We start from the raw sequence: 16,209 nt of genomic DNA, 5'->3' as shown, positions 1-16,209 counted from the left end.
CTATTTGTCCTCACCGATCGGATGTAAATACTCTTTAAGCAACGCATATAATACCATTGCTTTAGCATCATCACTGAGATCGGTACCATCTACCTGCTTAAACAACTCTTTTTGCAAAGTATTTAATTTATTCTCCATATTCGGATCGACGATAACATCTCGGTTATACTCTTCGAATCCTTGCTCAGTATTAACAATTACTGCTAAAGACCTTTTATTAGAGCTAGTTTCCTCAGATTTATCTGCATTTTTAGCAAAGAAGCTCAATTGCTTGAAACGCTGAACATAGCCTGGCAATGCTTCAAAAGCTTTTTTTAGACTATCATCTGTCCAGTCTTTTTCAGGTATCTGACCTAATAAAGTAATTATATTAGTAAGCCAGAAAGTTGAATCATTAGAGCTTCTCGATAGATGCTCTGCAAATTTTTTCATTTTCCAATCAGCAGCAAATTTACTTACAGCATTAGCTTCTTCAATGATTTCAGGAGTAATATCTCCAAGCTCTTTATATAATTTAGCTTCAAATTTTTTCAAAAGATCTGGCTTAGCCGCCATAAAACTACCGAGAAAATTTGATAAATCAGCAAGAATTAAGTCATCATTTCTAGTTGCTACTTCTAGAGCATCATATAAATCTTCAAAAAGTAATTTATAGGGATCATCCGCCTTAACAAGAAAAGCTCGAAGTTGTTGAACTTTCTCATCAAAAAACTCTGTATCTTTAGAAAACTTCACCCAACTCGGCTGCTTAACCGTATATGAAACTAAGAATCGTGCAACACTCAATGGAGTAGCTTCGATATTCTTTTCAAATATGTATTTAATGCTATTCGCTAATAAATTAATAAATCGATTTTTTTCTGCAGGCTCTTTAATGTATTTGACAGCAACCTCATGCGGTCTCTTAACTAATTTATTGATATACTCTTCATCTATATCACTAATAAATTTAAATTCTTGAGTCACATCTTTGTCATAAAAAGCCAGACTAGTTTCTTTTGCTAGCAACAATGTTAAAGCAAAAATCGGTAATAGCCCTTGGGGAATTCCAAAGGGAGAATCCGACCAAACTTTATAAAGCTCAGTTAAAGGCACTAAAGATTTATGATCTGTAAACACTTGGTATCCACGTTCAAACAACTTTGAAACGTGTTCAAGATTCTTATTGCCTACCTCAGTAGTGTTATTTAGTTTTGGAAAATCAAATACCCATGTATCAGTTTCCTCATGATATTGATGTAACCCTAATTGTTTAATACATGACAGATAAATAGCTTTCTCTGGTGGGAATTTATCAATACCCAGATTTTCTTGATCAGCATTTTCCAACATTTTTTCCATGAGTTTCTTTCGCCCTGATGCAGCAGAACTAGAAACATCATGGCGAACAACCAATTCATTAAATATAGTCGGACAAGCATCAAATATCTCATCAGCTAACTTTGAAACAATCATCGATAATGAATTAGAAACGAGTTTTTCACCTCGGAAATACCAATCAACTGATTCGAAAGACTGTCTAAATAATTCATCTACCTGTTGATAAGCATAAGTTAATCGTTGCTCATATTCTTTTTTAGCAACAGTATCCATCATCAGTTTTGGGAGTTCTCTAAAGATTTCATTTAGAGCAAAAATTTCCTTAGACCAGCTCAAAATCTCATTCATCTTATCTAGCTTAGCTATAACCAGACGTGAATATTGATTTGAGATTTCAATAAGTTTTGTCGAATTAAGAGATTGGTCGGTGATAAGGACAAAATGTGCAAAAGCTTTTGTTTTATTGAAATCAGAACTAGCAATCAAACGCTGCAAACCAGCAAGATCGCTCACTAAATGTTGTTCCATCCAACGCATTACCCCTTTTTCATGATAATGCCGCTTAGCCAATACAGAGTTTCCTTTATAAGCAATATGTTCAAAATAATTTTGTTGATTGCTTAATGTCTCTAACTTTTCCTGAACAAGCTGCTGAATGTTAAGTTCTGATGTCTCTACAACTTCATAAGATACGGTACGGTGCCAATATGTTATCACCCCCCAATTTTGGAGATGTAGCAAGCATTCCGAAAGTATGTCTAAGTTTTTTGATGAAGTTGACAATGAATGTGCAATCAATGCTTCAGTTGGATAAATACCTAGAGGTTTACCAAAAATATTCATCATTGCAATAGCTTTAACTATATTAAAATAAAGCTCCACTCTCTCAGGAGATTCAATTTGAGTTTTACTAAGTTGCTTACTTAATAAAGTTAATGCCTCTTCTACAATTGCCCAAGAATGCCCCTCTTTCGAGCTCAAAATCTGATGCTGTAAATTGTGACTTAAATAGTCCCATAAATCGATGATCGTATAAGTAGAAGTTAATTTTGCATCAGATTCTAAAAACTTTCTAAAGCTATAGGGTTCTACTGATAATAAAAAGCTAAAAATACTACGTTCATTCTGACTAAAGCTGCTCTTAGCAATAATCCCTAAAAGTACTGTAGTTAAAGGATGCAAAGGCAATGCATCAAATAAATAAGAACGAAGTTTTGGGCTATTTTCAGTTAACCGTGATTTTATAGACTGAGCAACTTCATTTATGAATGCAGTATTTAGAGTTGTTATTGCCTCTGGAAGCTGATGCTCAGTTTTTTTAATCGTTTTAGAAACTAAAGCAACCGATTCATCCAATGAAATTCTATAAGCGATATCAATATATCGACCTTGAATTTTTGCCCATTCCAAAGCGATATGATGGCTCATCCCTCTTGCATAATCAGAAAATGCTTGATGTAAAATTCCTAAGAATATAAAAGGACATTGCTTTGTAGAAAGTCGATTAATTCTTTCCGATAACTCTTGAAAAAGATGAAGATCGCCATTATTTCGAGCAATATGATCTAATAATTTACCCATTTCATCTAAAATAAATAAACTACCAGCAATTTTACCGTCTAAAGCTCGAAATACCTCATCAATCCATTCGATTAACTGTTGATCACTATCAATTTGCTCTGGAAGGAAAAAAAGGTCATCTTCAAAGAATTCCATAAGGTTAGAATCTTGAAGAGCCTTAAGTATAGACTTGTAGAACAACTCGACAGGAGAAGTTACCCCACCTACGGCTTTAATAATTAACCAAGGCTTTTCACTAGATATATTGAAAACGCTATCTATTTTTTGTAATAACTCAGGATCATTAACTAATCGTCTTGCAGCATTTCTTATTTCATCATCCTGATGAAAAAGACCAGTTAAGATCGCAGCTAAAGTTGATTTCCCTGTGCCATAACTACCAGTCAATGTAAAAGCCGACTGAGTATTCGTTTCAAAAGACTCTACAATTGTTTTTAAAGAATTATAAGCTGTTCCGTGAAAGACTATTTTCTCAAAAAAGTCTTTTGATATATCTGTATCTAATCGTGTTGATAAAAGATGATTAACGTGAATTTCATAGTAATGATTTAAGTTCTCATGTTTAGTCATTTTTTACATACCCACGATAAATTTTAGCTAATAATTCTTCCAGATTTATTGTCTCTATTACATTACAAGACAAACTCCTCATCCCTAACGTATCTGTCCAATTAAAACGTTCATCTAATGAAGCACATTGATTTAGAAAATAATCAACAGCAGCATTATTCAAGCGGAATAGTTTCCCAGGACTACCGGGATGAGTTGTAATACTATCGACACTTAATGAAGGTGAGTCACTAAAGTGTTCTTGCCAAAAATCAGCCAAGCAATACAAAAACACTTCAACTGGCAAATTTTTTTGTTCAAGTAAATCTGCTTTGAATTTATGTGATTCAACCTGATAAATAAGATTCAATTCATTCAAGGGTGAAACAAAAGCATCTTCATTCAGTTGTTTACGATTCAAGCGTTTAGAATAACAAAGTATGAAACAATCAAAATCTTTTTGCAGAGTAGCTTCTGAAGGGACTTTAAGATCATTAGCCACTAACCAAGCATTTAAATCACTTACCAATTCCGCTTTATCAAAAACTTGCTTATTTGAATAATTGAAATACCAGCGTGCAAAGGTTAAATCATTAAAGCGTTTTTGAATAAAGTAATGTAGCAGCCACGTAGATTCGTTTAACTCTAGATATGAATCATATTTTTCAAAAATATCACTTATCTGTGTTTGATAATTTGCTTTACTATTATCCCTATCTTTTAGGGGCACTAGGCCTGTGATATCGGCCCAGTATTTGATACTATTGACCATATTCTTACCAACACCCAATTCAACAACTTGTTTTTCAATATCTTTTTCATTTAAACTTAAATTATTATAAGCCTTATTAAGCCACCCGTAACGTAAGGCAAAAGTTTCATGTCCTGAGAAATGTAACGTAAAATTAGTTGAGTTCATTGTACAAATATAGTCACTGGAGAGTTTTCTCCAGTGAGAGTACTATTATTGTAGATGATATTCAATTGATTGAAAAAATTAACACTAAAAATTTTAAATTATTGTTAAATTTAAATGATATACAGAAAACACAATCGTTTTTAATAATATTTAAATATACTGATAGAAAGCAAAAGCTCTCTATCATTTTGTATACATCAAACTATTCAAATAAATCAGCCCTTACTTCATCCAAATCACGATCCGACTTGAAACGATTACATATCGGATGAATAATTGCTCCATTTTCTAGAATACCGTAGCCACCTTCTGCTTTTGATTCTCGATGATCTACTTCAGTCGATTCAAGGTATAGAGCGCTATCACATACTTCGCAATAGCTCCATGTTTTCTTTTCCTCACGTTGATAAAGATTTCTTTTGGTCGCGATTGAAAAATTTAGAGGTTTTTTCTTCTTTGATGGTCTTACTGATTGCACAAAGCTCACAACATCATCAACAATGCTCTCATCATAATCACCACCAAAACGTTCAAGGTAAAAATCATTAAAATTAATATAATCAAATGATTGACTCATCGAAAGAATGACGGTGTTCAAACAAACTTCATCTTCAAAATCTAAATCCATATTCAGTCCAATACAGATAAAGGCCTGATACACGTTCTTCAATCGCTCATGTGATTTGATCCCGCTACCAAACTTACCGACAGTTTCTTTAATCGCCACAGGAATTTTTTCAATTAAACTTTCAACACCACGGCGTGCTCGAGTAAATCCAATAAAATCTATCTTTTTATTCTGTATTTCAAAACAGTCTTTTTCAATTTCACAGACGATAGAGAACCAGGCCAAAAAGGATGTCACTTGAAAACGATGATCTTTATAAAAATATAGTTTTGGGTGTAAGCCCAAACTTGGAATCCGAATACTAATTGGTGGTGTAGCGATACGACACAGCACAACTCTAAGTTTTAGCATTAAATTTTCTACACGCTGACCTTGGTCTATATTCACAGTATTCTGACTAGTATCACCAAACATGATATTCAGGAGTTCATTGACCAAGCCGATTTTTTTACCGTGTGTTAAATCTGGCTCTAAAAGTATTATCTTAAAAAGATGATCATGAATTTGCTCACCCAAAGTGATCACTTCATTTATCCGCTCGTAATTCAGTTCAGCCAAGTTGGATTTATTATCGTTTATATAACAACACGCATAAATCACATAAAAAGCATCACTTCCCCTATTTTGTAAATGATATTCTTCATCTGGATCTAATCGTTTCGTATCCGAATTGATTGAACAAAAGGCTTTTCGAGCTTCCTCAGGTGTCCCAATGACTTCAATAAAATTAATTTTGGTTGATTTTAATTTTTGCTGAAACTCAGAATCGCTACATAACTCTTGAAAATCAGCTAATCCACCTAATCGATTACGAATCTGACGAATATCTCGTTTTTGTGGTGCCGTGAATTTTGGGGCTCCTATTACTTGCTCATCAATAAAGTATCTTTTAATCCAAGCATAAATGATTGAAATCCTGTGCCCACCATCGATGATATAAATATTACCAGCAGCATCTTTCCAATAGCGAACGCATAAATTGACATTACGATCATTCAAACAGTTTAGAATAAACTCCTGAATTTCAGCAGGGCTCCAACACTCTGTGGAGCGTTGATTGTCTGCTTTATATAGTTTTTCTAGAATCTCATGGTTGGCGAAGTCATAAAGTGATATTTCAAAGTTATGGTGCAGATTTGAGTGCGACATTTCGTCAGGCACCATCATTTTTCTTTGAATAATATTGGTTAAAAGCTTAGTACGGGCCATTTTATTTTCTCTAGGCAAGACTTCTCTATATCTCGTAAGATTACGAAATTAGAAGTAATTAAAATTAAAGTTAGTGATTAATGAATTAAATATTCATTAATTCAGAAGTATCTTTTTGCTAGAGAAAAAACAGATAGAAATAGTATAAAGACGCATTTTAAACCTCGTTGATAGATTGATTTTTGCCAACATCCTTTCCACGAGATGGAGGCAAACCAAATAGGGTGTGGAAATACCGCTCAACGAAACGGCCAGTCAAAGACTGCCCTACCTGGCTTACCATAAAAGCGCCATGTAGACACAAAAGAGCCACTAAAAGCGACTCTTTAGCTCGTTGAGTAACAGGTTTCCACGCCTGGTCACAGATTTTGCTGTAACATCTTTATCTTATGTGCATAAATTCAATTGGTCAAATTTTATGATCAATATTTAACCAATCGATTCAAAAATAATTACCTATATTTTTATAGGCTTAAGGATACAGATGAGTATCTTATAATTTCTAATATTTAGTTGATGTAAACTTATTCGAATGAAGATGTATATATTTGAACGGCGTATTTTAATAAGGGAAGTTGATTGAAACTGCAAATTTTATCGGATACTCATAATTCCAAATATTCGATATCAGAACAAGCTGACGTCATTATTCATGCTGGCGATTTTTCTAATCGCTTAAGTGGTGCAATTGAGTTTGCCGAAAAATGTAAATCTCTCAATAAAAAATTTATCTTTGTTTTAGGTAATCATGATTACTACAGCTCTAACTACAGTTCAGTCGTGAATTTCTTGAAAGAAAACTACCCAAAAAATGCATTACTTGATGACAACCATATCAAAATTCAAGATAAAATATTTGTTGGCGGCACGCTGTTTACGAACTTTCGCTCCAATTCACCACTTACATCTCCTGAGGTACTTTTACAGTCCCAAAAAGATGCTGAACAATCGATTTATGATTTTGATCAAATCATGATTGACAATGATCATCGAACGATAACTGCTAATGACTACATAGAATTATTTAAAAAATATCATGAAAATATTATGAAATTTAAGGATCAAGATAATGTGATTGTCATTACTCACTTCCCGCCTCATTTAGCTTGTCTTGATCCATATTGGGGTACGCATCCTGTTGCATCAGCCCTTAACCCCTATTTTATTAATGATTTAGATGTCAAAGGCTTTAAGTTATGGGTTTCAGGACATACGCATACATCAGTGGATACTGTAGTCGATGGATGTAGATTAGTGATCAATCCTTTGGGTTATCCACCAGAGCAAGGTAAAAATGGGTTTAGAGAAAATTTGATCATCGAAGTTTAAGTAGTCATACTCTTATTGAAGCAATTTAAACCAACTCTAATATCATACATCCTATAGTACTGTTGATTTAGCTTCTACACCATGAACTAGGAGAAACTCATGTCGAATCCTTTAGACCCAGAAAATGATTGGAAAAATAAAATTGCAGATCAAATACTTGACGATTTAATCGAGATTGCCAAGCTTGAAGGTATGACTATTAAAAAAATGAAAGCAGATCAAAATGGTATTTTCTATGTGGAAGAGGAAATATCAATTGACGACGTACTCAAGCAATTTTGAACTCTGCTCATTGAAACGATATAAGGCGCTTGAATTTTATATTTAAAAGCTTAACCAAATTGTATCACCTGTAGATGCGTACATAGCTTCAGCAGTTTCTTTCAACACATCACTCTCATCCGTTTCCATTGATAGTTCATCACATGCAGGATACCTACTATCGCTTATGGAAGAAAAGCTGGATTGAACAATAGACCCATCTTGCATAAATCTAGTTCTATCTTGCCTTAAAAGCTGTACACCACGGTAGCTAGCACGCATTTGATTTAATGCTTGAAGACGTCTTTCATTTGTAGTCATTATTACCTTTCTCGACATTAATTTTTTCCTTGATTTTTATCTGAAATTAAGATTAATAAATTATGACATAAATTAAAATTGAGTAATGATCCCGCAATACTTCATTAAAATCACAGCGATCAAATAAAAATAAAACAATGTCTTAAAAATCAATCCTCTAAAAACTCCATGACATCTTTACCAGTTCTGACGATTTTCATAGGAGGTTGATTAGTTGCGTTTAGTATAGCCTGGATATAATCCTCCTTTATTATTTCATCTTTTTTGATTTTTTACTGAGGATTCATAGGCTTTTTTTGCATTATCTTTAGAAACAATCCGATCTACTATAATATCTATCTCACTTTACAAATTTTTCAAGATCTTGCTCTTCAGCACGCTGATACGAAGACGAACTATTAATTAAAGAATGCCCTCTTCTGAGTGCCAATTCTTTATTAATTTCTTGCTCAGCTATACTTGTCTCGCCGTGATTTTTTATGTATTCAGCGCGTTTTTGTATAAATGCTCGCTCACGCTCTCGAACGTTGGAATTCACCGCTGTATTTTCTACTGGGCGAGTAGCTACATAATTATAGCTAATCACTCCGCAAAGTACGATTAAAAAGAAACTGAGTTGCTTCTTTACACTTCTACTCACAAATAATCCTTTAATATTCAGTCAATACTGAAGTTATCATATGCTCATGAGGATGAATTTAAAAACTATAGCGTATGACACTACAAAAGTTCATTACTCAGCTCTAAGGTTAAAATCTTTAAATTCATCAGCATTGCTAGCAAATTCAGCAAAAAAGTTATTCCATCCAAATACTGAATCTCCTGCTTGTATGTTAAGAGAAAATTCTACTTTTAGATCCTTTTATTTTTACGGGGGATTACCTTTATGTCGCACTTCAAGTTTTACTCTGCCCACTTAGGTTTTAACAAAATCTTACTGAATGAATTAAAAAAGCCATAACTATTATTCTTAAAATCAAATAAAAGCATTAATAAATAAAATAAAATCTTAAATTACCTTTCCAGAACCATTAAAAATTCTATTTATTATAGATTAATATTAAATTTATTTTGTCACTTTAACACCAATAAAATATATTATTCAAAAAAAATAATAATTTTAGATAATTTTAACATAGATTTAATATGACAGCCCTTATCGAGAAGATTTCTATTTTTACCTAAAATCACTCAAAAAAAGCTAAGAATAGGGGTAGGATTTTCACTCTTAATTACCCCATTTTTGAGCGCTAAAAAACTGATTATCTGCAAACCAATACTCAGAAAAACCAAGCTGTAAAATTAAAAACAATATCCATATGTTTTCAATGTATTTTTTTTGATAAATTTCCGTTCATATGCTAAACCTCTGATAGAACCTCTCAGCACTCTTTTTTGATACTCTCAGCACTCTTTCATCTTGTAAAAGACGCTTTGCAACAGCATCTTTTGAACAAAATTATTATCTTTTTTATTCCATATTTTATATTTTTTTATTTTCACCTCGCCCTTTTTTACATTATTAAATTCACCCGGATTATATTCATCCCATTCAAAATTATCTGAATCTTTTGAAAAATTATCTGAATCTTTTGAATAAAGTTTATTGATAAAATCTAAGAATCTTTGATAGTCAATCAAGTCATTTTCAGATGATGCCTTAAAATTCAAAATAGGACGATCTTTTTCAAGTGAAATTTTATTTTCTAAACAATAAAAAAAATGTTTAAGATCTTTCTGGGTTACATTTTTATTTAACTTAAAAGGTTTCTCAATCTGATTGAGACTAGACCATGTCACCATTTTATTCCAAGTAAAACCGATAAGATCCTCAGGAGTAGCATCATTTTTAACGTGATTTGTATAGAGAGAAAACGGCTGGCTGATCGATTGAATGAACTTCAATACTTCAGGATCGATCGTTGCTATTTCTTTTTTTTCCCGCCACTTCCGGTATTCGTCTAAAAACGTTTCACGGTATAAAAATACTTCCTGTTGTTGAGGCTGCTTCTGCTTTTTCTTGCTCTTTAATGTAGCAGTTTGAGAATTATTTTCTGTGTGTGAATGAATCTTCTTCATCAATTTTAAAATATCTCTTTCATTCGACTGAAATTCAACTTTGAAATCGCGATGCATCAACTGACTATCGCCTAATAATGCCTTGATCAATTGAGGTGAATATTCACGGTTTGCTTGATAAAACATGTCAGCAATCAGGATATTCAGATGATGCAGATAATGTCTTGCAGTGATCCGAATGTCTTCATGCCCCATCAGATGCGCAAGTCGAGACCAGGCTTGGGCACTACGCGATGAAGCATCCTTCATATTGGGTAAAATATGCTTTTTAAGCTTACGCCCAAACTCGGAATCATAGTCAGTAAAACAACGTACCAGTGCTATGCTGCCTTTTAAAAGGATAGCCAAATGTGAAGCGGTACTATGCCTGAAAGCATGAAAGGTATATTGATGATCGTTTGTCCCTAATACAGTATTAAACAGCAACTGGGTAATTTTTGATAAATTTGTACTGGATAAAGGTTGTTCACCCAGCATAAAGAGCTGTTTGGTTTTTCTATTGCAAACTGCTGCAGTCGCTTTAGAGCCAGGTAACAGGTTTTGATAAAAGCGACAAAATCCTGTGAACTCGTCCAGTGCTAAGAAATGCACTAAATCAAACTGACGCGTGGCATTATCACTTTTCAGATCACGCTCAGAATTTAGACGAATCCTGAGGGTGAGATCATCAATATCACCCATTGTTTTTCTCATTTTATGGTCAGATCGATCGTCTTTCTGCTGATCTAAAGCGGATTCAAACACATAATAGAGCTGTCGATTGTCAGGATGTTTTCGTAACTGCGGAGATACAAAATCATCGATACAGATCCCGGCAGCTTCATCAATACGCAGACCCAGTCTAAATGCCAATGTATAGACCCATTCTAAACAGGTTGCATCCTGCTCAGCCAGACCCAAAGCTTCTGGGTATTCTCTAAGAATCCGTATCATCAATTGAAACATCTGCGGACTAATGAGTCTGGTTTTTAAAAATAAACCGTCACTTTGACGTTCATATAAATATTGCACAATCGGTGCACGATGATTCTTGACTAAGTATTGGTGAAAGGCTTTCAGCCGATCAAAGGCATAACCCGAGGTATTGTATTTTTTATTGTTGTTGGTTTGGGCGGTCGTTTTATGATTTTTCTGATCATTCAGCAGTTTTTCTTCAACAATCGTGCGATACATTTCCTCAAACTGCTCTTCAGTGGCTGTGTCTAGATTGATCTGCTGTTCTAGAACATAACAAAGTAGGTCAAGCACAAAACTACTATAGTAACGCTTGATTGTTGAGACTTTAATAGCTGCTTTCCCATGATAAGCAAATTCGTTTTCTAACCACTGACACACGCGTAAATGTGCAATAGCCACTACATAATCTAGGTACTCGCCATTTCCAGCCTCATACGCAGATTTATAGTCCTCAGATTTTTGGATGCTTTTTTGGAGTTGATCCGCAAGCTGTTTGGGTTTGATATCCTGATGAAAAGATAAAAGCCAGGATTTCAGCTCATGACGTTGACCGGTTCGTCGATCATGAAATGTTTTGACTGTAACTGTAGGCATCTCCAAGTCTAAGACTTGAGGCTTTTTTTCAAGATTTTTGATTCTAGCTTGAATAGTTTTCCAGCAATCGGGTTGATCATAGAGCTGTGTATACTGCTCATAGATTAAAGGCGAAGTGATGATCTGATTGTTCAGTACACTGGTACTTAACACATCCAGATTAGGAATCTCCTGCCATAAAACATAATCCATATGTTTAAAAACAGTAAAACCTTTTTTTTCCAGATCCTTTAAAAATAGTTGAATATGATGATCAAATTGTACTTCCTCAGGCAATTTTTTAGAGGCTTTATCCTCCTTCTTCAGATTAAGCACACTGTCGAAATGCGTCTTGAGTTTTTCTAACAATAGGTCTTCGCGCTGAATCGGAACTTCGGTTTCACTGCGTTCCTTTTCCCAGCATTGTAATGGTGACGTGTTTTGTAATATATACGCTTGTGGTCCATTGAGTAGTTGCTGAATCCGTCTATAACATAGCATCACAAAGGCATTGAAATAGATATGCTGAGTTTGCCATAACTCCATCTCTTCTTCGCCATCCTGACGATAGATGTTGCCATACTTTGTTGAGAGCAACGTGTATGAAAAGACATAAGCTTTTTGAACCTTTTCGTCACCTGAATAGATCGGAAGCAAGCCACTATCCAGGTTCATTTTAAAAATTGCATCATGAATCGCCAGCAACCGTTCAGATTGAATGCATCCCTGATCAAAAATTAATGAAATACACAGACATTCAAACAAGGTATTCACTAATTTTTGTTGCTCTTTAGCCGTAGAGTATAAGAGGATACCTTGAGTTTGTTGTTTGAGATAATCCGCCCAATTCACATACAGTTTTTCTTTTACCTCGACGAGCATAGTACCCTGCTGTAACTTTCGTCCTGAAAAAACGTTGTCTAGACGTTTAGGTGTGTAGACGATCCAATCGGGCAACTTAATCTCATAGCTCTCGGCATAGGAAGGGTAATCCTTTTGCCACTGCTGGTTTTTCTCCTTACAAATCTGTTTCACTTGTTTAAAACAGAATTGAAGGTAATCTGCAGCATTGTCCTTAAATTTGGATGTTTGGCAGAGCTGCTCTAAAACTGCTCTATGGATATTGAACTTGTCCAGAATTTGCTGATCAAGCCACTTAAAATCAATTTGAGCAAGGTCAGAATTTACATCTGTGTATGTAGCAGTGATCAGCTGAGAAATTTCTTTAAAAATGTCGGCGATTTCTCTTTTAATGGCATTTTCTAATTGCGTAACGAGTGATGTATCAAGCACAAGATGGTCCTTTAAAGCACTTCAAGCTTTGCGATTTCTAGTTTGTTGAGCAAGCTTTTAACTTGCTGCTGAATGTCGTGTTTGTAGAAATAAGGGCTTAATCCAGAAATGTGACTGAATCCCATGCTTTGCTTATCATGGGTATATAGCGTATTGTGAATGTCACCACTCAAGGCGAGATGATTTTTAGTGAAATGCCTTGGCCAGTTTTTATAAATCTGCACGGTCTCTTTAAGGTAATTCGTGACAAAATCAGCAGACATGGGCTGTAACTCCAAATGCTCCACGACTTCCGCAAGATTCACCTGACCTTTTTGGGACTTGATCCGAGGATGTGAGATGACATAGAGCATAAAACCATCATTTTCCAATTTCACTTTAAAACTAGTTATCCCGAGTGTCTCGATGGTTTGCGTCAGATATTTTCGATATGCATTGAAATGATCCTGCCAGTAGCCTGTAACAGGAACAGGACGTCCTACTTTTCGTGAATCAGTTTTTTTATCATGCACATAAAGCAGTTGTGCCTTAGGATCGTAATGTTTGAGTAACCCCGGCATGCCGACTATTGGACGTACCGTCAGGCAGATTAAGGAAAGATGCCACATCCAAATGCTGTAAGCATTCAGCTTCTCGATCAGATTCGCTTGAGTATTGGCTAATGTGTTTTTGACAAAATGATAAAGCTGATTAAAAAATTCACTCGCGGCCTCTACAGTCCAGCATCGCTGACTACCAATACGTTCCTCACGATGAAAAATATGGCCAGGGTGTTCATTCTCAATCCATGGATCACCTTTTCTACGGTCTAATAGAACATTAATATAGCCTTGAAAATGCTGGTCGATTTGATCGATCTGACGCCCTTCATAGTTCCATTGCACGATATGATGAGTATCTCGATTAGCCAACAAGTGTGCGACTAGGTTATCACCAGTCTCCATATCCAGATGGAAATAGATTTGTCGCTCTAACATCCCGCAGGTGATTTCACCAATCTGATGCTCTTTAAAGACTTCCCGCAAAAAATTATTGTACTCAATCACACAAAATTCAGGTTCCTCTAAAGCCTCTAAACTGGTGATCCAGGGTGCTGGTATGCGCCATTCTAGGGTTAAGGCCCGATTATAACGCTGTGCTTTATCTTGCATGGCACCGGAATGATTGGCATTCAACTTAGGATCGATCACCCAATAATAATGGATGACTTTTTTGACTGATTTTTTTTTTAATTCTACCAATACCAATCAAATACTTGATCTTTTGAAAGACCGTTGGACTCAGACCGGTCAAGAGACACATCAGACCACACACAGCTAGAGCCGATTGATATGCATCATTTCTCGTATTTTCTTGATAACACTCGTGCAATCGCTGATATACCTCAGTTAATAAACTGGGTTTCAGATAAAGCGGATTAGTTTTACAGGCTAAGTCACGTCGCTGAATTCGCTTAGCTTGCTTTTCAAGCTGTTTCTGTTTGTCGTCAGAGAAACTCCCCTTCACCCGCTTGGCGATCTCATCCTGTTCAGGATCAGAAATATTGACGTCTGTATCTTGTCCAGTATCCTCATTCTCTACATCCAACGATGATGTGCCTGAATCAGATTTATAGGTCATGCCCTTTTTAATATCGTTAATTAAAGCCTGAACATTAATTACTGTTGAATTTAATCTACTATTGGCAATCTCGTTGAAAACAATAATAAATTGTTGAATATAGCGGCCAAGATTAAGCTGTTCAAAATCATTTTTTATTGTTTTACGCTCTAAAAGAATTTTTAACTCGTTGGCATCAAATTCATCCATAGTTTGGAGTTTTCGTGTAACTTTTTTATACAACAGTTTATTTTTCTCAGTATTCGATAACTGCTTTTGCAAAAGAAGTTTTAAATTATAAGATACTGTATTGATTTTATTGTTGTTTTTACAATTATTTAGAATAACCTTTTTTTCACCCTTTTCATCCCTTGTAATCTGAGGCTCTAACAAGATGATTCCCTTCAGCATTTCGCACAAGACTACAGTCAAAAGATAGGAATAGATGAATGCTGCTTTTTGTTGGTCGCTTAGTTGTCCTATAGATGCACTTTTAGTCCATTGCGTTAAGCCTGCTAATAATTTCTGTTGTGTCACTATCCGATTATTTTTAATCACCACATGTATTTTGTGAGCAGCAGCATACAGTTCCTGTGCCTGCTGATCTTGCGCAAGGAGCTGATTCAAAATTTGTTTTTTTTCGCTCAGGGACTGATTGACCCATTCTTCCAATAATTTGGTTTCTTCGTCTAACTCTGACGATTTATCATTTTGACTCATAAAATCACCATAATTTTTTAGGGTAAAAATTGAAAATTTGGTTTTGCTCTAACTTGAGGTTCAAGTCTTTATGCAACTTGAAGTATTTTTTATAGGTGCTGGCACTCAATTGAACATGACGCTGCAGATTTGGATCCGATCGCATATGCTGTGATAACCGCAGACCTAAGGCTTCGGATAATTGAGTAAAAAAACAGGTAAACAGCACAGCATGGACATGTTTCTGTTTGTGCTTGTCGACCTGTTGCAGTTCTAGAGGAATTTTATGGATTAACCATTTTAGGACCTCAAATTCATCAACGGCTTTATTCGATTTCGCCCCCGTGTTAAGAGTTCTTTTGATGTAAGCATCCAGCTTGTTTTTAAGATTCAAGATAAAACCTCGAATAAAGTCTGGTAAATCTAATATCAAAAGTGCTCTGAGTTTGATCAGAACTTCAAATGATTTTTTTTTGCATGTTGAAACCTAGTAAATAGGTATGAGCAATTAGTCCATACCATCTTCAAAATCAGTCTTCTTTTAAGCAAGCAAATTTGTAGACTTCCGCCTTACTCCAACGAAGAGTACGTCCATGTCTAATAGGATTAATTGGGCCATTTTCATACAAAGCCCACTTACGTAAAGTCTGTTCTGCATACCCTAATAAACGAGCAGCTTCACTAGTAGATAGCAATAATCTATCTTCGGTAATTTGTTTAACTTTATGTTTCATGTTGATTAAGGTATCTGAATTAATATATTTATATAAAACTAAACTTTTTAAGTAATTCATATACATCTGAAACTTTTTTATGATTTCATAATACTAAAGAAGATTTTAAAAAACCCAGAATAAAAACCATGGCATTGATTTATATGAGATATTTTTAA

12 protein-coding genes are annotated in these 16,209 nt (G+C 34.9%); 2 read left to right on the top strand and 10 right to left on the bottom strand.

Going from position 1 to position 16,209, the window contains the following annotated elements:
- The 3 genes from H4I94_RS06335 to H4I94_RS06325 all read right to left on the bottom strand — a co-directional run bounded on the left by H4I94_RS06335 (position 1) and on the right by H4I94_RS06325 (position 6,206).
- Entirely contained in the window at positions 1-3,471 is a 3,471-nt protein-coding gene (locus H4I94_RS06335; RefSeq protein ID WP_261182409.1) for a hypothetical protein, read from the bottom strand.
- Complete coding sequence (locus H4I94_RS06330; RefSeq protein WP_261182408.1) at positions 3,464-4,369, bottom strand: DUF4007 family protein; 906 nt, start codon at positions 4,367-4,369, stop codon at positions 3,464-3,466. The genes H4I94_RS06335 and H4I94_RS06330 overlap by 8 nt, the downstream gene beginning before the upstream one ends.
- 202 nt (positions 4,370-4,571) lie before the next feature.
- A complete protein-coding gene (locus tag H4I94_RS06325; protein ID WP_261182406.1) occupies positions 4,572-6,206 on the bottom strand; it encodes an HNH endonuclease in 1,635 nt (544 codons plus the stop codon).
- 579 nt (positions 6,207-6,785) lie between these two features.
- Here H4I94_RS06325 and H4I94_RS06320 point away from each other — a divergent pair.
- Both H4I94_RS06320 and H4I94_RS06315 read left to right on the top strand, forming a co-directional pair.
- Positions 6,786-7,535 (top strand): metallophosphoesterase, encoded by a 750-nt coding sequence (locus tag H4I94_RS06320; protein ID WP_261182403.1) that lies wholly within the window; start codon positions 6,786-6,788, stop codon positions 7,533-7,535.
- Between the two features lie 99 nt (positions 7,536-7,634).
- Positions 7,635-7,817: a hypothetical protein gene (locus tag H4I94_RS06315; RefSeq protein WP_005236300.1), complete on the top strand. Its 183-nt coding sequence runs from the start codon at positions 7,635-7,637 to the stop codon at positions 7,815-7,817.
- Between the two features lie 42 nt (positions 7,818-7,859).
- Here H4I94_RS06315 and H4I94_RS06310 read toward each other — a convergent pair whose 3' ends face one another.
- From H4I94_RS06310 to H4I94_RS06280, 7 genes are all read right to left on the bottom strand, one after another.
- Positions 7,860-8,117, bottom strand: a complete 258-nt coding sequence (locus H4I94_RS06310) for a hypothetical protein (RefSeq protein ID WP_261182395.1) — start codon at positions 8,115-8,117, stop codon at positions 7,860-7,862.
- Between the two features lie 340 nt (positions 8,118-8,457).
- On the bottom strand, positions 8,458-8,757 hold the full coding sequence (locus H4I94_RS06305; protein WP_004971400.1) for a hypothetical protein: 300 nt from the start codon (positions 8,755-8,757) through the stop codon (positions 8,458-8,460).
- A gap of 764 nt (positions 8,758-9,521) precedes the next feature.
- Entirely contained in the window at positions 9,522-13,019 is a 3,498-nt protein-coding gene (locus H4I94_RS06300) for a hypothetical protein (RefSeq protein ID WP_261182393.1), read from the bottom strand.
- Between the two features lie 11 nt (positions 13,020-13,030).
- A complete protein-coding gene (locus H4I94_RS06295) occupies positions 13,031-14,194 on the bottom strand; it encodes a hypothetical protein (RefSeq protein WP_261182391.1) in 1,164 nt (387 codons plus the stop codon).
- A 1-nt stretch (position 14,195) separates the two neighbouring features.
- Positions 14,196-15,338, bottom strand: coding sequence for a hypothetical protein (locus H4I94_RS06290; RefSeq protein ID WP_261182389.1), 1,143 nt, complete (start codon positions 15,336-15,338; stop codon positions 14,196-14,198).
- Between the two features lie 4 nt (positions 15,339-15,342).
- Complete coding sequence (locus H4I94_RS06285) at positions 15,343-15,711, bottom strand: transporter (RefSeq protein ID WP_261182387.1); 369 nt, start codon at positions 15,709-15,711, stop codon at positions 15,343-15,345.
- Positions 15,712-15,847: 136 nt separating this feature from the next.
- Positions 15,848-16,051, bottom strand: a complete 204-nt coding sequence (locus H4I94_RS06280) for a helix-turn-helix domain-containing protein (RefSeq protein WP_314732914.1) — start codon at positions 16,049-16,051, stop codon at positions 15,848-15,850.
- Positions 16,052-16,209: the final 158 nt, after the last annotated feature.

Source organism: Acinetobacter sp. T_3_1 (genome assembly GCF_025377055.1).
In the GTDB taxonomy this organism is placed as follows: domain Bacteria; phylum Pseudomonadota; class Gammaproteobacteria; order Pseudomonadales; family Moraxellaceae; genus Acinetobacter; species Acinetobacter kookii.
This window is presented reverse-complemented; position numbering and strand designations above follow the sequence as displayed.

Bases quoted from the DNA above. Each gene is read 5' to 3' on its own strand.
- H4I94_RS06330 (WP_261182408.1), bottom strand. From the start codon at position 4,369: ATGAACTCAACTAATTTTACGTTACATTTCTCAGGACATGAAACTTTT.
- H4I94_RS06325 (WP_261182406.1), bottom strand. From the start codon at position 6,206: ATGGCCCGTACTAAGCTTTTAACCAATATTATTCAAAGAAAAATGATG.
- H4I94_RS06280 (WP_314732914.1), bottom strand. From the start codon at position 16,051: ATGAAACATAAAGTTAAACAAATTACCGAAGATAGATTATTGCTATCT.
- H4I94_RS06315 (WP_005236300.1), top strand. From the start codon at position 7,635: ATGTCGAATCCTTTAGACCCAGAAAATGATTGGAAAAATAAAATTGCA.
- H4I94_RS06335 (WP_261182409.1), bottom strand. From the start codon at position 3,471: ATGACTAAACATGAGAACTTAAATCATTACTATGAAATTCACGTTAAT.
- H4I94_RS06310 (WP_261182395.1), bottom strand. From the start codon at position 8,117: ATGACTACAAATGAAAGACGTCTTCAAGCATTAAATCAAATGCGTGCT.
- H4I94_RS06290 (WP_261182389.1), bottom strand. From the start codon at position 15,338: ATGAGTCAAAATGATAAATCGTCAGAGTTAGACGAAGAAACCAAATTA.